At 33.6% G+C, this 16,232-nt stretch carries 14 protein-coding genes; 10 read left to right on the forward strand and 4 right to left on the reverse strand.

Features of this window, described 5'->3' with window-relative positions:
- The first annotated feature begins 447 nt into the window (after nucleotides 1-447).
- The 3 genes from Q0910_RS19485 to Q0910_RS19495 all read left to right on the forward strand — a co-directional run bounded on the left by Q0910_RS19485 (nucleotide 448) and on the right by Q0910_RS19495 (nucleotide 4,125).
- Nucleotides 448-1,020, forward strand: a complete 573-nt coding sequence (locus Q0910_RS19485) for an SRPBCC family protein (RefSeq protein ID WP_299220140.1) — start codon at nucleotides 448-450, stop codon at nucleotides 1,018-1,020.
- Between the two features lie 350 nt (nucleotides 1,021-1,370).
- Entirely contained in the window at nucleotides 1,371-2,183 is an 813-nt protein-coding gene (locus tag Q0910_RS19490) for an AraC family transcriptional regulator (RefSeq protein ID WP_299220142.1), read from the forward strand.
- Between the two features lie 247 nt (nucleotides 2,184-2,430).
- Nucleotides 2,431-4,125: a serine hydrolase gene (locus Q0910_RS19495; protein WP_299220145.1), complete on the forward strand. Its 1,695-nt coding sequence runs from the start codon at nucleotides 2,431-2,433 to the stop codon at nucleotides 4,123-4,125.
- 511 nt (nucleotides 4,126-4,636) lie between these two features.
- Here the strand turns inward: Q0910_RS19495 and Q0910_RS19500 are convergent.
- Nucleotides 4,637-6,973, reverse strand: coding sequence for a hypothetical protein (locus tag Q0910_RS19500; protein ID WP_299220149.1), 2,337 nt, complete (start codon nucleotides 6,971-6,973; stop codon nucleotides 4,637-4,639).
- A gap of 280 nt (nucleotides 6,974-7,253) precedes the next feature.
- Between Q0910_RS19500 and Q0910_RS19505 the strand changes: the two genes are divergently transcribed.
- The 6 genes from Q0910_RS19505 to Q0910_RS19530 all read left to right on the forward strand — a co-directional run bounded on the left by Q0910_RS19505 (nucleotide 7,254) and on the right by Q0910_RS19530 (nucleotide 13,495).
- Nucleotides 7,254-8,150 (forward strand): RluA family pseudouridine synthase, encoded by an 897-nt coding sequence (locus Q0910_RS19505; protein WP_299220344.1) that lies wholly within the window; start codon nucleotides 7,254-7,256, stop codon nucleotides 8,148-8,150.
- A gap of 458 nt (nucleotides 8,151-8,608) precedes the next feature.
- Entirely contained in the window at nucleotides 8,609-9,592 is a 984-nt protein-coding gene (locus Q0910_RS19510; protein WP_299220152.1) for an aldo/keto reductase, read from the forward strand.
- A 219-nt stretch (nucleotides 9,593-9,811) separates the two neighbouring features.
- Complete coding sequence (locus Q0910_RS19515) at nucleotides 9,812-10,303, forward strand: hypothetical protein (protein ID WP_299220155.1); 492 nt, start codon at nucleotides 9,812-9,814, stop codon at nucleotides 10,301-10,303.
- A 237-nt stretch (nucleotides 10,304-10,540) separates the two neighbouring features.
- The gene (locus Q0910_RS19520; RefSeq protein ID WP_299220160.1) at nucleotides 10,541-11,104 is read left to right on the forward strand and encodes a Crp/Fnr family transcriptional regulator; all 564 of its coding nucleotides are present in this window, start codon (nucleotides 10,541-10,543) and stop codon (nucleotides 11,102-11,104) included.
- Between the two features lie 70 nt (nucleotides 11,105-11,174).
- Nucleotides 11,175-11,585, forward strand: a complete 411-nt coding sequence (locus Q0910_RS19525; protein WP_299220164.1) for a hypothetical protein — start codon at nucleotides 11,175-11,177, stop codon at nucleotides 11,583-11,585.
- A gap of 284 nt (nucleotides 11,586-11,869) precedes the next feature.
- Nucleotides 11,870-13,495 carry an amidohydrolase gene (locus Q0910_RS19530; RefSeq protein ID WP_299220166.1) on the forward strand — a complete coding sequence of 542 codons (1,626 nt, stop codon included), beginning with the start codon at nucleotides 11,870-11,872 and terminating at the stop codon, nucleotides 13,493-13,495.
- 286 nt (nucleotides 13,496-13,781) lie between these two features.
- On the opposite strand, the gene Q0910_RS19535 is transcribed toward Q0910_RS19530, so the two are convergent.
- Nucleotides 13,782-14,060 (reverse strand): sigma factor-like helix-turn-helix DNA-binding protein, encoded by a 279-nt coding sequence (locus tag Q0910_RS19535; protein WP_299220169.1) that lies wholly within the window; start codon nucleotides 14,058-14,060, stop codon nucleotides 13,782-13,784.
- A 101-nt stretch (nucleotides 14,061-14,161) separates the two neighbouring features.
- Nucleotides 14,162-14,932 (reverse strand): hypothetical protein, encoded by a 771-nt coding sequence (locus Q0910_RS19540; protein ID WP_299220172.1) that lies wholly within the window; start codon nucleotides 14,930-14,932, stop codon nucleotides 14,162-14,164.
- 45 nt (nucleotides 14,933-14,977) lie between these two features.
- Here Q0910_RS19540 and Q0910_RS19545 point away from each other — a divergent pair, with 45 nt between their 5' ends.
- Nucleotides 14,978-15,499, forward strand: coding sequence for a DUF2059 domain-containing protein (locus Q0910_RS19545; RefSeq protein ID WP_299220175.1), 522 nt, complete (start codon nucleotides 14,978-14,980; stop codon nucleotides 15,497-15,499).
- Here Q0910_RS19545 and Q0910_RS19550 read toward each other — a convergent pair.
- Nucleotides 15,496-16,212: a class I SAM-dependent methyltransferase gene (locus Q0910_RS19550; protein ID WP_299220180.1), complete on the reverse strand. Its 717-nt coding sequence runs from the start codon at nucleotides 16,210-16,212 to the stop codon at nucleotides 15,496-15,498. The two genes, Q0910_RS19545 and Q0910_RS19550, sit on opposite strands and share 4 nt — an antisense overlap.
- Nucleotides 16,213-16,232: the final 20 nt, after the last annotated feature.

Consider the following 16,232-nt stretch of genomic DNA (forward strand, 5'->3'; position numbering starts at 1 on the left):
GTTCCTTCTCCTTGGACGACAGCGTTTAGCGATGGGCGAGAAGGAGCGTTGGATTTAGGATGAGGGGTTTTAGTTCACACCCTCACCTTAATCCTCTCCCTGGGGGAGAGGAAACAAAATCACTAAACTTTGACATATATTAGAAAACCCAGCAAGATTCATCTTGCTGGGTTTTCTAATATATGTTGATTCGTGTCTTTTGTAAAATACTTGTAAAAATCAATGAAGAGGTTGATTTTTACACTGCTTAAATGCCTGAATAAAATGTAACATCCTGATAAATAGGTGGTGTGTGATGAAAATATTTAAATTTAATTTAATAAATTTATAGGAAGACAAAACTTCTCTTTATGAAATAAACTACAACAACTAAGTTGATATTGAACTAAATATTTAATGGAGAATCCCATTTGACAACTAACAAAAAACAATAAAAACAACCACAAAATGAAGTATTTAAAATATCTACTATATCTAATTATAGTACTGGCGTTAATATTCTTTGGAAAAGGATTCTTAACACCATCAGTGTCTTACGAAAGTGAAATAACAGTCAATAAACCTGCCAATGAATCTTGGGCAGTGATATCAGATGAATCCAATTTGCCGAAATGGCTTGAGGGATTTAAAAAAACCGAATTAGTAAGTGGTACTGCGAATACAGTCGGAGCCGTTTCTAAAATCTATGTAGAAGATAGAGGAGAAGAAATAGTGATGGAAGAGACCATAACAGCTATAAAACCAAATGAGCATATGGCAATGACGTTTACCATGGATTTTATGGATATGGATTATGAAATGTTTTTTAAAGAACAGGATGGTAAGACTATGATCAACTCTAAATCAATGGTTAAAGGAAATGGGGTTTTTGCAAAATCTTTGATTTCATTTATGACAGGTTCTATGAAGGAGCAAGAAGATGAAAATTTAAGCAAACTGAAAGAATTGATTGATGAAAATACCAAGAATTATTTTCCTGAAAAAGTAGTCGACACATCAGCGGTTTCCGTAGACGAATGATCCAGGCTTCAATCCTGAGAATGCTGAGCCTGTCGAAGTACAGCTCTCAGTTATTTTGAACCCTGAGGTGCTATACTGAGCTTGTCGAAGTGCTCTCGAAGGGTGACGAACCGGACTTCGATTACTCGATTCTTGCCTAAGTACTGTCCTCGAGAATAACGAACCTTGAGCTGTCACACTGAGCTTGTCGAAGTGGTAGCCTAAAGGTGATGAAGAGTGGGGTAACTCGAAAGCTAACAGATGATTTTAATATATTCTTCTTTCCTATTAAACCTGGATTCAATGTAATTTGCTATCTTAGAAATTCACAGAATTTTTATAGTAGATATTCTGAGCAAGCCTAACAATGAATGAAAATATTAAAGGAGGGGACATATTATGGAAAACAAAACTCAGAAGTTTCCTTTAATGGTATTCTACTATCTCAATACAAGTATACGGTAGAAAAAACAGCCTGGCACTATCATGAGAATCCGTATTTTATGTTTGTGCTACAAGGTAATATGATGGATTGTAATTCCAAAGCAAAAACCTTGTGTCCATCAGGAAGCATTATGTTCAATAATTGGCAAGAAGCACATTATGGTTCTAAGCACTCTGAAAAAGCAAGTGGGTTTCATTTAGAATTTCAGCAAGATTGGTTTCAAAGTAATGGAATAACTATCAATCTCCTAGAAGGAAGCCAATTAATAGAAAACCCTAGAATACATTTCCTTTTTGCAAAACTATATCACGAATTTGTACTGTCGGATCAGTATAGTGAAGTTTCGGTAGAGCTATTATTGTTGCAAATCAGTGAAGGGTTAGGAGAGATTAAAGAGAATGACTCCAAGAACATTCCTGATTGGATTATTAGATTACGAGAACTGTTACATTACGACACCTCGGAGTTGAGTCTTCAATATCTTTCTGATCAATTAGGTGTACATCCTGTGCATATATCCAGATCCGTACCAAAATATCTTTCTGCTAGTCTGGGTGAATATATCAGACAACATAAAATCAAAAAAGCAATTCCTTTGCTGTTGGATTCATCAAACTCATTAACCGAAATTGCCTATCAAACGGGCTTTTCTGATCAAAGTCATTTTAATCGTGTATTTAAATCCTATTTTGAAATGAATCCCAGTTTTTACAGAAAAGACCTAGATAAAAATCTGTAATACCAATTTATTTGTAAAATGTCGTATAGAAAACGGAGTTGCTTTTTTGTGCTATGCCGCCGTGATGAATTTGCATAGCCTTAGCTACGGAAATTTAGAACAAGAAAATAGCGCGAAGAATGAACAAGTATGAATACGTTATTTTATAATAAAATTGGTATCATGTTAATCTGATACAATTTTTTGAAGGAGTAAGAAAGTACTTTTGACTTTCATAAAAGTATAAAAAACCATGTTTAAAAATGTAATGACAATAGTATTTCTTTTTGCATCTTTTCTAACAGGTTGTTCTCAACAAGAGCCGAACACCTATGAAGGAAACTGGGAAGGAACACTAGCAAATGCAAATACCTTAAATTTTAATCTCGTTTTAGAAGAGTCACCAACTAGTTCATATGAGCTAACCATTACGAATCCTGAAGCGACCATAAAAGAAAAGCTAGTAGTAACCAATACTAAACGTCTTCAGGGAAGTATTGATGATGATATTCATTTTGATCTTTCTTTTACCTCAGACAAAACAGCAGTAACTGGATTTATAAAATCTGGAATTTTAATGTATCACCTTACTTTACAAAAGGCCAACGATGTTACCTATAGCGGTGTTTGGAATCCATTTATGGTGGATAGCCTGCAATCACAAGCAATGTATCTAGGTGTAGAAAATAATGAAGATGCTGGTCTTGCCATGTATCCGTTTTTTGGTGATCAACGATTCACAGGAACTTGGGTTAATGGCAGCAAAAAAGAAGGAGAAGCTATTTTATTTAGGGATTATAAAACAGGCCTTAGGTTTAGGGCTAAACTGTTAGAAGATACTATTCAACTAGAAACTTTATTAGGCAAGCAAACCGTAGCGGTTACGAATTTTAAACGTTCTGATATTGATTTGTCATTATTAAAACCGAGTGGCCCTAAAAATCAAAGCATACATAAACCAGCAACGTTAAATGACGGTTGGATCACAGCAAGTACTGGAGATGTTGGAGCGATAAGCACTTCTTTATCAAAGTTGATTGATGAAGTGAATAAAAAAGAGTTGCCTAATACACACAGTGTTCTTATTGCCAAAGAAGGGAAATTGATTTTTGAAGCCTATTTTGATGGACATAATCCTAGTATTTCTCACGATCAGCGATCTGCATCCAAAAGTATTTCTTCTGCGATGATTGGAATCGCCATTGATGATAAGATCCTAACCGGTGTAGACCAAAAGCTATATGATTTTATACCTAAAGAATTTCAGTACACAAAAGATACTTTAAAATCTAAGATCAACTTTGAAGATTTATTGACAATGAGTTCTGGATTGGATGTAGACGGTGATGCATCGGAGAATAACTATCAGAGTTCTGATAATTGGTTAAAAACAACGCTAGAAGCAAAAATGACTCATGAGCCAGGAACGCACGCTAATTATGGTTCGGCCAATCCATTTTTATTGGGTGTAAGTTTAGATCAGCAATTGCAATCTCCATTAGAGTTGTATATGGATCAAAAATTATTTTCTCCATTAGGAATTAACAATTATATCATACAGACAGAGAATACAGCAACTACACCTTATTTTGGAGGTGGTATGTATTTAACGCCAAGAGATATGCTAAAGTTTGGGCAATTATATCTTGATAGAGGAAAGTGGAAAGGAAAACAGATTTTATCAGAGAACTGGGTAGATGCATCCTTTAAAAAATACAGACGTTTACAAGACGTAAAAGACAAAAATGAATATGGATATCTATGGTGGCATAAAACGTATACCGTAGGAGATAAGAAGATTTCATCTATAGAAGCAAGAGGTGCTGGAGGACAATATATTTGTGTGATCCCAGAGCTACAATCTGTAGTAGTAATCACTTCTGGAAATTATAGAAGCCGAAAATTACTACAACAACCAGAGAATATACTAGAGAAATATATACTTCCTGCTATCTTTAAATAAACTCGAACCCTGAGGTGTTATACTGAGCTTGTCGAAGTGTTCTCGAAGGGTAAGGTGACTTGAAGGCTGAAGTACTCAAAAAAAACGTCAGTCCGAGTGCCGCGCTTTTGGGCGCGGTGTATCGAGAACAGGTTTTTTAAATCTAAATGATTGTCGGACCAAATAACCAAATCTGTCACCTCGAGCGGAGTCGAGAAGTTTTTGAAATACAAACCGAATCGGACTTCGACTTCGCTCAGTCTCGTGTATCCCGAACCTTGAGCATAATCGAAAGGTGAGCTGTCACACTGAGCTTGTCGAGGTATAGTCCTTGTGCATTTTGAATCCTCAGTTTTCGGATGTTCAAAAACTTAGGTTCTCGAAGGGTGAATCAGACACACCAAAAAACTAACAAGGCACATTCTGCTGGTTTTTTGTTTGTGGAAGTTATGTTAGTTACATTAAATTCACATTACAAGCCTTAAACAAAAAAGACAATGAAATTTTATGTAATTTTTGAGTTTGTTCTCTTTTAGTTACTCCTCATGTTTTTATAAGGTGTTATTGTACTAAACGGTTCTCCAGTTTCAGTATAGCCTTCAATATAAAAGAGTAAATCGTTTTTTCCTGGATTGGTAAACGATATGTTGTTATAGCCATTTTGGTTAGTCTTTACCATAGGTTCCCAGGCGATCACTGCAAATTTTTGGTAGGAATCACTTTCGTAATTAATGTATTTTGGTTTGTAAGTCTCTTTTTGAAATGTAAATCCGTTTTTAAGTTTAAAAACTTTGGAGGTTTTTAAATGTTCGGGTATTTCGCGTTCTTTTCCGTTAGTAAAAATTAAGTGGCTGTTTCTTCGTCCATATCCATTGCGTCCTCCGTGGTAAAGTTCTAGTACATTTTTCATTGAAGTTGTTAAACGACCATTCATGTGAGTAGCACGCACTCCGTTTATAATGAAAAACGCTTTTGAACCATCCATGTACGTCCAGTAAAAACCATCAGGATCGTTTCCTCCTCCTTCATGGTTAACTAATCGTAAGCCTTCCATAATTTTAAAATAATCTTCAACCGTTGGATAAACATATAAAGAAGAATCTACTTTAACACCAAATCGTCCTCTTGTAAATTTATCAAACTTTAATTTTTTAGCATTAACAATCACTTCGTCTAGAACTTCGCCTCCAAAATTATCAGTAATTTTTTCACTTAAAATAACTTTAGAAAATGGATTTGTAACGTCTATATCAAATTTTTTATCTAAAACTTTAGCTAATGGTTTTACTGTAAAAAAGAAATTGGCTTTAACAGGTTTCCCGGAATTGTCAAGCGCAGAAAATTCAAACTCAGAATCTGTTTGGAATACTAGATTTTCAATATGAAAAGTGTTGTCTTTATTTAGGCTAACCATTTTGATGTTTTCATTGACTTTGGAGTACAGCAACACATTTTTTAAGTTTTGTTCTTTATTAAAAGGAACAACATAACCAGAAATTGTAAGTCCAGAATTGTCTTTTAGTTTTGGAGTTTTTTCAGCATTAAAAATAGTATTCCAATTGTATTTACTCCAACCTTGATTAAGTAGTAATAAGTCCAGTTCAAAACGTTTTCGGTTGTTGTTCCTTTGAAAGTAATACGAAGGATTTTCAATACTTCCATTTAAAAATGGTTTTAGATAAACAGAAGCAAATAAATGATCACGATTAGTGTTTGCAATAGTTTTTAAGGGCAAAACTGAAATGCTTGTTTGTGTTTTAACAGTTTCACTATTCACCTTATTAATGATTGCATAAGTTAGTGTATCGTTAATTTTTGAAGCCTCATTAATAAAGGACTTGTTTTCTTTTATACTTTCAAAATTAAAAAATAGGCGTTCGACTAAAGGCTTAAAATCTTTATCGAATACTGTAATCGTATTTGTTCCAGAAAATAGTTTATGACTCGGGATATTTAGAACCAATTTCGGAAAGTTTTCTTCAAATTGCGTTGTGTAACTGTATGCTAAACTTTCTTTGTGAATGGTTATAGTAATGTCTTGATTACTATACGTAGAAAGTGATTGTTCGTTGGTATTAAGTTCTATTTGTAATTCACCAGTTTTATAGTTTTGCTCTAGTTTTAAGGCAATGCCTTCTTGGTGCGCTTTTGGTAGTTTTTGTTTAAAGTTTGAGTATTTAAAACGTAAAAAATAAGTCGCATTTTTTTTTGGAATAAATGAAAATTTCCCCATTCCTAAGGAATTTGTTGTTAGATTCTTTTCTAAAACATTGCCTTGGTTGTCTTCAAGAATTAAGTTTTTAAGCTGAATACCTTTTCCATTAGAGTTTAAAATTTTAATACCACAACTATTCATCACGTCCGAAATTAAATAACCGCCTTCTGGTAAAATTTGAACATCTAATTTTTGGGTATTGTTTACTATGTTTTCGGATTTGGAATACGCAGAAGGATTAATAATTTTTATAGCTTTAGTAAATGTAGAATTTGGTTTTGAGTTATTAGGAATGAAAGCTTTTAGGTAATACGTATTGGTTTCGGTTTTAGGATTTAAAGTAAAGTTACCATTTGCTTGACCATTACTTAAATAGAGTAATGATTTTGAAAGAATGATGTTGTTTGAGTCTGTTAGTTGTACAACAATATTGTAATTATTTAAATTGATTTTTGCACTTTCTTTTTCGAACGAATAAATACTAAACCAAATTTTTTCGTCATTTATGTAAGTGCTTTTATTACTATGAATATGAAGGGCTACGGACTTGTTAGTATAAAACTGTTTTAAAACAGAATCAATTTTAGTACTAGCTAATTCTTGAGTGTAAATTGTATGACTAAAAAGGAATAAGATTAGAATAAAACGGAACATAATAATACATGATTGATGAGTAGTTAAATTACAAAATTTTAAAAAGCGAACATATTAAATTCCCCGTTTTTTATCACTTTTCTAAAATCGAATCCGTAGTAGCCATCATTTCTTGTAAATTATAGAATGCTAAACTAATTGCTTGTTAAAGTGGTACCCGAACCCTGAGGCTCTCGAAGGGTAAGGTGATTCACCTTTCTTCAGAATATATTTTTAGAACAAGCATATACGTTACATTTAGTTATACCTTTACATATGAGTGTATAAAAAATGAAACATAATTAATTCACCAGAAATTCATATTGTTCCTACTATACCTTCTCCAATTCGACTACAAGAATATGGTGTTGGGATTTTTGTTGCAGCGTTAACGAAATCAGCATTAAAAAAAGCACTAAAGAAAAATTTCATTAAGGTTAATGATGTGATTGCTACTTCGGCTACTTTAATACATGGTGGTGAATGTATATGCTTATGTATTCCGGATGAAGTTGGTTCTAATAAGAGATTAGTTTTTCCACTTACGATTTTATTTGAAGATGATCATTTAGCAGTGATTCATAAACCTGCAGGTATTTTGGTAAGTGGTAATAGTTTTAAAACCATTGCCAATGCCTTAGTTCAAAACATTAAACGAAGTACGCTTTCTGACGCTACAAAACCACAACCTGTTCATCGATTAGACTATGCAACAACTGGTATTTTATTAGTTGGAAAAACGAGTAGTAGTATTCGCGTTTTAAACAAAATGTTTGAAGATAAAAAGATCGAGAAAACATATTATGCGATTACTATTGGTGAAATGAATGATGAAGGAGAAATCACTTCAGAAATTGATGGTAAGAAATCACAATCGAATTATAAAGTACTCGAATCGGTTTTCTCCAAGAGATTCGGGAAATTGAACCTGGTAAAATTGAAACCTCAAACGGGCAGAAGGCATCAATTACGTAGACACCTACTTAGTATAGTTAATCCAATATTAGGAGATAAGGACTATGGAATAGAGAATTTAGTTTTAAGAGGTAAGGGTTTGTATTTACATGCGTATTCGTTGGGTTTTATACATCCATTTACACATAAAAAAGTCTGTTTTAAGGATGAATTCATTCAAAGATTTGAGAAAATATTTACTGCTAAAATAGAGTGGGGTTTCATCGAACCTCACAAACCATAGCTTCGGGCTTCGACTCCGCTCAGTCCTCGAATAATGGAACCCTGAGCTGTCACACTGAGCTTGTCGAAGTGGTAGCCGAAGGGTGACTAACCGGACGACTTCGCGAATGCTGAGCTTGTCGAAGTACAGTCCTCGTAATGGAAAAAACCGTCAGCCTGTCTGCTAGCAGGTAGATTCGAGTGCTGCGCTTTTGGGCGAAGTGTATCGAGAACAGGTTTTTTCGCGGAAGGTTTACTAAAATAAACACTATTTAAGACACCAAAAACCAACAAAACACATCTTGATGGTTTTTTTATTTGGGGGAATTTACGTTTCTTTAAGAAGTGTTTGTAAAAAGGAAAGGAAGAGAATAAAATTGTATGCGTTTACAATTAATTGTAATTAGTTACAAACGGAAATAACAACAATGGCTGTTATACAGTAGTTGGCAAACATTAAAAAAACATATATTTAACAAAATGAAAAAAAGAAATCTAGGAAACAATGGATTTGAAATAAGTGAAGTTGGTTTAGGTTGTTGGCAGATTGGTGCTAATTGGGGTAACGAAATTGACAAAAAAAAAGCTTTGGAAATTCTTAATGAAGCTGTCAATAATGGAATTACTTTTTTTGATACTGCGGATGTATATGGAGATGGTAGAAGTGAAGCATTGATAGGCGAATTTTTAAAAAATTCTAATGCTGAAATTAAAGTTGCAACAAAATTTGGACGCGGATCAGATTTGTTTCCTAATAATTATACACAACAAGCATTAATAGATAGTGTAGATGCCTCTAGAGAGCGCTTAAATGTAGATTGTATTGATTTATTACAATTACATTGTATACCAACAGAGGTATTAAAAAAAGGCGAAGTTTTTAACTGGTTAAGAATTTTAAAAAAGGAAGGTAAAATAACACACTTTGGAGCAAGTGTAGAAACTGTTGAACAGGGTTTATTATGTATTGAACAAGAAGAACTTCAATCACTTCAAGTAATTTATAATATTTTCAGACAAAAATTAACTAAAGAATTATTACCACAAGCTCATGCAAAAGGTGTCGGAATTATAGTTCGTTTACCTTTAGCTAGTGGTTTGCTAACGGGTAAATTTACAAACGAAACACAATTTCTAGAAAATGACCACCGAAACTTTAATCGTGACGGACAATTCTTTAATGTGGGAGAAACTTTTGCTGGAATTCCATTTGAAACGGGAATAAAATTGTCAGACGAATTAAAAGCATTCTGTCCAGAAAGTATGTCTATGGTAGAAATGGCTCTTCGTTGGATACTAGATCATAAAGAGGTATCTGCCATTATACCTGGGGCAAGTTCTACTATGCAAATTTCTGGAAACTCTAAAGCAAGTAATTTGCCGCATTTATCTGAAAAACTTATGATTGATTTAGAAGAGTTTTACCATAATAATGTTCAAAAGCATATCCGAGGAGTTTACTAGATAAAAAACGATTTGCCAACAATGTATAAGAAAACATAGGGCTTTTGGGCTTAATCGAAAAGTCTGTGCTTATTTGCAAAGTCGCCAACTATAAAATTTGGTGTTTAAAAGAAAAATAAAAGCGCAAATATTTATATTTAGTTAGAAACAAAGTGCTTATCACCTGTCCTACGTTTCTTATACAAGACGTTAATAATTATTTAAACCAAATTTTACGCAATGAAAAAAATAAATTTTATTTTAAGCTTATCATTATTTTTAATTCTGTTTGGATGCAACTCTGACGATGATAGTGGAAATGAAAATACTCAAAGAAACGAAACACTTATTTTTGGCTGGTTTGCTGATTCAAGCTGTTCAGGTGATTGTTCTACAATTTATAAAATAGATAGCGAAAATATTTATAGAGACATCGATTTCAATTACCCTGAAAACACATTTTTTGAGGGTAATTTTCAACTTATGAACAACGCAAATTTTCAAGATTTTGAATCATTGATATCTGAACTACCAAATGAAATATTTAATGAACCAAATGGATATTTAGATTGTACTGATTGCACAAATGAAAATGGAGGCTTTTATTTAGAATATCAAGATAATGATGGATTACATAAATCTTGGCGTTTTAGAAATGCTATATATCCTGATTATCTTGAAAATTACAGAAGTTTATTACTCGACAAATTAGCGGAATTGAATAGTCTATAGGAAATAAGAACTGAATTGACTTATTGAATATATCTATAAAAAAACTATTGCCAACACCAAGTATATGTCATAGCAGGTTTTGGTGATGGATCCAATGGTTCTTGTATTTTTGCAATGGCGCAAATATTTTAGAAAGAAAAATTATAAAATCAGCGCAGAAAAAGTCGATGGAAAGGCAATATTTTGCTCTGCTACGACACATACTTATAACGTTGTGCATAATACCCAAATACTTTAATGAAAGAATTTTTAACGCATATAAAAAGACTAACCCAACTGAATGAAATTGAAGTTTCAGAATTGACAAAGATTCTAGAAATTAATACCTACAGCAAAGGTGATATCATCCTTAACACGAATAAAATTAATCGGAAATTATATTTCATAGACAAGGGTTTAGTTAAAGTCTCATTTTTTACTGAGGACAAAGAGTTTGTTATGAAGTTTTTTTATGAAAACGAATTTTGTGCTGTTCTTGACAGTTTAACTACAGGAAAACCATCGAATTATAGAATTACTGCACTTACAAGTGTTAATCTGATTGAAATTGATTTTGAAAGATTAAAAAAACTAGTATCTAAACATCCACCTTTCGGGAAAATAATATCTGGGATTCCATCAATGGCTTCACAAAAAATGATGAGTAGGATACGTGAGTTACTTGAGACTGATGCTAAAGAAAGATATTTGAATTTTTTAAACACCAATGGGCATTTAATGAAATTTATTAGCCTAAAAGACTTGTCCGCATATCTTGGGATTACTCAAGTCACGTTAAGTAGAATTAGAGCAGAAATCTAATTTTTTAACAAATGTAAAATATATTATAGTTTTTTAATTCTTCCTTTGTCATAACAAAAACCTATAATTTATGAGTTTGCTTGACAAGAAACAAATTGGATGTTATACAATGTTTATATTAATGATGCTCTCAGCGTCATTTAAAATTCTGAACTACGGACCTTCTGTTCATTTCTATGTATATCCTTTACCAGATTTAATGTTAAACTCTATAGGTTATATAGAATTTGTTTGTGGAATTCTTTACCTAATTGGAGTTAAAAAATCATCCTTCAGATTTTTTGGTGGATTAATTGTAATTCCTTTATTAATTGGAGCAGTAGGTTCACATATTGCCTTTGGCTGGTTCAACCTATTTGATGGAATAAGTGAACCGTTTCACTTTACATTGCCATCTTTTATAATTCTATGCCTTGCGATTTGGATTTCATATAATCCGATTGTAAAATTTATCAAATCAGGTTTCAAAATAGTTGAATAGGAACTAGAAAAATAATTTTTAATGTTACCTTTTTCCTAACTTGTGCAACAGACACAAGGTATAAAAGCAATAGCGGTTCAGTGCAAACTCGAACCGTTTTTGCGTTTAATTCTGTACCTTGCTATCCTAAAGGACGTTGCTTTTAATCCGCTTCTGCTTTTATACTAAACGTCCCAAAAACCGACCCCAACAATCCACACAAAAAGTTAAGAAAAAGATAAAAACCTGATATCATCATTTTTATCTTTAATTTTAGGGCAAACACAAATCAAACTCAACACATCATGAAAAAAGTACTTCTAGGTACGATTAGTACACTTTTGTTTATTTCTTGTCAGCAACCTAAAGAAACAGCGGACCTTCTGGTTTTTAATGCCAACATATATACCGTAGATGATACGCAACCTAAAGCAGAAGCTTTTGCTGTCAAGGATGATAAGTTTATCGCAGTTGGTAGTTTAGAAGAGTTAAATAAAGCATATTCGTTTACAGATTCGGTCAATGCAGAAGGAAAAACCATTGTACCAGGTTTGATTGATGCACATTGCCATTTTTATGGATTAGGATTGCAGCAACAAAAAGTAGACTTAACCGGTACTACTAGTTATGATGAGGTACTTGCGCGTATTGTAGATTTTCAGAAAAAGAAGAAAGTTTCTTTTATCACTGGTCGCGGTTGGGATCAGAATGATTGGGAGATCAAAGAATTTCCGACCAAAGAAAAGTTAGATAGCCTATTTCCAGAAACTCCGGTTGCGGTAACTAGAGTAGATGGTCACGCTATGCTAGCGAATCAAGTAGCACTTGATCTTGCTAAAATAAAGGTAGACACTAAAGTGTCTGGTGGTGAGATTATACAAAAGAATGGAGAATTGACAGGAGTACTGATCGATAATCCAATGGAGATGGTAGAAACGATCTTCCCACAACCTACAGTTGCCGAGCAAGTGGCGGCACTAAAAGATGCAGAAAAAATTAACTTTAGTTACGGATTAACAACGGTAGATGATGCCGGATTAAGTCCAGAAGTTATTGCTGTCATAGATAGTTTACAAAAAGCAGATCAGTTAAAAATCCGTATGTATGCCATGGTAAGTAATGTTCCTTCATATGTGGATCAGTATCTAAAAAAAGGAGTTCATAAAACCGATAAATTAAATGTGTCTTCTTTTAAGGTGTATGCAGATGGTGCGTTGGGATCCAGAGGAGCAGTGCTTAAAAAACCATACTCGGATAAAGAGAATCATCACGGAGCCATGGTGATTGGTGTAGATGAATTTAAGGAATTAGCAAAAAGATTAGCAGGTTCTCCTTTTCAGATGAATACTCATGCCATTGGTGATTCTGCGAATGCAGTGGTGATCAATACCTATTATGATGTATTAAAAGATAAGTCAGACAGAAGATGGCGTGTAGAACATGCACAAGTAGTATCTCCAGAAGAATTTGATCTTCTTAATGACAATCTGGTAATGAGTGTACAACCTACGCATGCTACTAGTGATATGTATTGGGCGGATGAGCGATTAGGAGAAGAAAGAATCAAGGGAGCCTATGCCTATAAACAACTCTTAGAAAAAACAGGAAAAATTGCTTTAGGAACGGATTATCCGGTAGAAAATGTAAGTCCATTTTATACATTTTATGCTGCAGTAGCGCGTAAAGATCTTAAACAATATCCTGCAGGAGGTTTCCAAAAACAAGATGCGTTAACCAGAGAAGAAACTCTAAAAGGAATGACAATCTGGGCTGCCTATAGTAATTTTGAAGAAACCGAAAAAGGAAGTATTACCGCTGGTAAATTTGCTGATTTTGTAATTCTGGAAGAAAATATTATGGAAATCGAGGAAGATAAAATCCCGAATATCAAAGTAAATGCTACCTATCTTGGTGGAGAGAAAGTGTACTAGTTTAGTAATTAGGTAATGAGTACAGAGTAATGAGTAGTAAGAAGAAAATTAGGAGTTAAAGAGGATGTGGTTTAAGGATTGAGGTCTAGTTATATGATTGTCATTCCAGCGTAGGCTGGAATCCATAACAGCTCAGTATATAAAACATCCATCCTCAATCCTTCCTTCAAAGGAAGGAAGCTAAAAAAAGTCTCCTCGCCGCGGCGAGGAGATTTAGAGGGATGTTATAGTAGGAGCTTACATCAAAAAACTTAAATGCTTTTGCCTTGAGTCAAAAGAAACTATGCTAGATTCTTTTCATCACTTTTTCAACTAAATTATCACATTTACTAAACCTAAATTCGAAAATATTGGTATCTAGAGAAAGTTCGTAAAGTTCTTCTCTTATCATTTCTTTAGCACGATGTAAACGTACTTTTACATTAGAATTAGTTAATTCTAAGCAATCAGAAACTTCAGAAATCTTCATTCCTTCTACTTCTCTTAATATATAGACCGTTCTGTATTTTATATCTAGCTGATCAACGGCTTTTTCGAGTATCATCGTTTCTTCTTGTTGTATCATTTTTTCTCAGGATTTAACTTCTTAATCCCTGATTCCTTCTTAATACTGTCTACTGCTCACTACCTACTTCATACTTTGTACTAACTACTCAGTACTATATATTACCTTCCTCCATTAGCCTGTAGATCGGCGATGCATAGTGCATCTAGTTCCGGAACTCCGTTGTCCAACATACTCATCATTCCAGTTTCGAATTCTATAGCGGCTTCCATTAAGCAGCTTTGTACATTGCAATGACCTCTAGATTCCGTATCTTCATGCTGAGATTGCAATGATGTACCAATATTTATCAGACCTAATAGATGTGCAAATTCGTGATTCAATGCAGCAGCTTCAACTGTAGACAACATCGGTCCATTGGGATTACTGCTTAAATTACGGAGTGTATTCTCATAAATAACGATAGAAGTATTTAAGTAAGCAGTACCCAAGGTTACTCTAGCTCCTTCATCGCTATCATTAGTTCCATCTGCAAAGTAGATATATACCTTTATTTCATCTCCTTCATTAAATTCGGTTCTCGCAGTAGTTTCAATTTGTTTTACTTTTTCAATAGTAAATGGTGCCAATCCCGAAGAAGAAACCGAACGTTGATTTATTGTGATTCCATCTGGTTTAAAAAGACGCTCTTCCAGAAAACTTCTAAATGTATTTATGGCTGTTGCTGTAGGTTCAAACCCCTGGACAGAAACAATTTCTACAGTTAACCCTTTAAAATTAGTGTCACTTAGCAAGTCATTGGCAGAACTGCCTAAAGGTTGTTTGTTAGAAGACTGGCTATCTGGTACAAAAGTATTTTCGTCATCATCAGAACATCCAACCAATAGTAAAGATGTAAATAAAAGTATACTTAAGAATTTTGTAATTTGCATAAAAATTGATTTTCCAGAGGTATTGGTTAGTAAATAAACGAATTTATGAGAGATATAGTTTTTGCTTTAACTTTATTTTTAACAGGTACCGCTTGTATGTCACAAAGATCGTACCATCAAGACGCTATTCGATATTTTGAATTAAACGGAACTGAACAGCAATATGATGCGGCAATAGATCAAATGTTTACTATGTTAAAACAACAACATAGTACACAGAATATTCCTGATAAAGTTTGGGAAGAATTAAAAGAAGATAAGACGGCTGCATTGACTAATATTAAATCATTACTAGTATCCGCGTATCGCAGTAATTTTACGCATGAAGATATCAAACAGCTTATCGTTTTTTATGAATCCGAAACGGGACAGCAAATGGTTAAAGATAGAACTCAGCTCAGTGATGATCAAAAAAATAAATTATCTCTGTTTTATGATTCTGAAGTAGGAAAAAAAGTTCAAAGTCAAAGCAATTCATTAACGACAATGGTTGCAGAAGTTAGTGAACTATGGAGTAGGGATTTGTATACAGAAACAATTAATAAACTAAAGGCTAAAGGGTATTAGATATTATAAATTAGTTTGGCTAGATAATCATTGTTTTCTCCTTGAAGCAATAACTCACAAACAAAACCATTGGCATTTGCTGCATTCTGTAATGTATCATAATCAATATACAACCAATCAAACCAATCAGACCGCAGTTTTTTATATTTCAATTGATATTGCATCTCTCCGTAATATCCAGCGGACGCATCCACCCAAAAACTTCCATCTTCTTCTGCAAACAAATAGGAGATATCGGAAGAGTCAATCAGGATTTGACCATTAGGCTTTAATAGTTTTTTTACGTTGGAAAAAAAAATGTCAATATTATCCAGTTTCCCTATGATTCCGCTTCCGTTCATTAAAAACAACAAGGTATCATACTGTACTTCTTTAAGATTAAAAATATCCTGAACAGTCGCGTTGGTTACTCCTCTTTTTTTGCAAATTTCAATCGCTCCTTCAGAAATATCGATGGCGTGTACATTTAGCTTTTTATCTTCCTGAAGAAATAAACTATGACTTCCGGCGCCACAACCTACATCTAAAACATCTCCAAAAGCAAGGTCCAATGCTTTTTGCTCGATTTTTGGCATTTCGGAATAGGTTCGAAATAAATAGGGGATCGGTATGATATCGTCATCAAAATCCGGAGCCTGTACTATAATATCTTCGTTATACTTTTTGTAATAAAAATCTTTAATCGCTTCTCCGAAAATATCTTTGTTAATCATTATAGTTCTTAATTCGAAAT

The organism is uncultured Aquimarina sp., from assembly GCF_947495315.1.
Classification (GTDB): Bacteria; Bacteroidota; Bacteroidia; order Flavobacteriales; family Flavobacteriaceae; genus Aquimarina.

Bases quoted from the DNA above. Each gene is read 5' to 3' on its own strand.
- Q0910_RS19485 (WP_299220140.1), top strand. From the start codon at position 448: ATGAAGTATTTAAAATATCTACTATATCTAATTATAGTACTGGCGTTA.
- Q0910_RS19490 (WP_299220142.1), top strand. From the start codon at position 1,371: ATGAAAATATTAAAGGAGGGGACATATTATGGAAAACAAAACTCAGAA.
- Q0910_RS19495 (WP_299220145.1), top strand. From the start codon at position 2,431: ATGACAATAGTATTTCTTTTTGCATCTTTTCTAACAGGTTGTTCTCAA.
- Q0910_RS19500 (WP_299220149.1), bottom strand. From the start codon at position 6,973: ATGTTCCGTTTTATTCTAATCTTATTCCTTTTTAGTCATACAATTTAC.
- Q0910_RS19510 (WP_299220152.1), top strand. From the start codon at position 8,609: ATGAAAAAAAGAAATCTAGGAAACAATGGATTTGAAATAAGTGAAGTT.
- Q0910_RS19515 (WP_299220155.1), top strand. From the start codon at position 9,812: ATGAAAAAAATAAATTTTATTTTAAGCTTATCATTATTTTTAATTCTG.
- Q0910_RS19520 (WP_299220160.1), top strand. From the start codon at position 10,541: ATGAAAGAATTTTTAACGCATATAAAAAGACTAACCCAACTGAATGAA.
- Q0910_RS19525 (WP_299220164.1), top strand. From the start codon at position 11,175: ATGAGTTTGCTTGACAAGAAACAAATTGGATGTTATACAATGTTTATA.
- Q0910_RS19530 (WP_299220166.1), top strand. From the start codon at position 11,870: ATGAAAAAAGTACTTCTAGGTACGATTAGTACACTTTTGTTTATTTCT.
- Q0910_RS19535 (WP_299220169.1), bottom strand. From the start codon at position 14,060: ATGATACAACAAGAAGAAACGATGATACTCGAAAAAGCCGTTGATCAG.
- Q0910_RS19540 (WP_299220172.1), bottom strand. From the start codon at position 14,932: ATGCAAATTACAAAATTCTTAAGTATACTTTTATTTACATCTTTACTA.
- Q0910_RS19545 (WP_299220175.1), top strand. From the start codon at position 14,978: ATGAGAGATATAGTTTTTGCTTTAACTTTATTTTTAACAGGTACCGCT.
- Q0910_RS19550 (WP_299220180.1), bottom strand. From the start codon at position 16,212: ATGATTAACAAAGATATTTTCGGAGAAGCGATTAAAGATTTTTATTAC.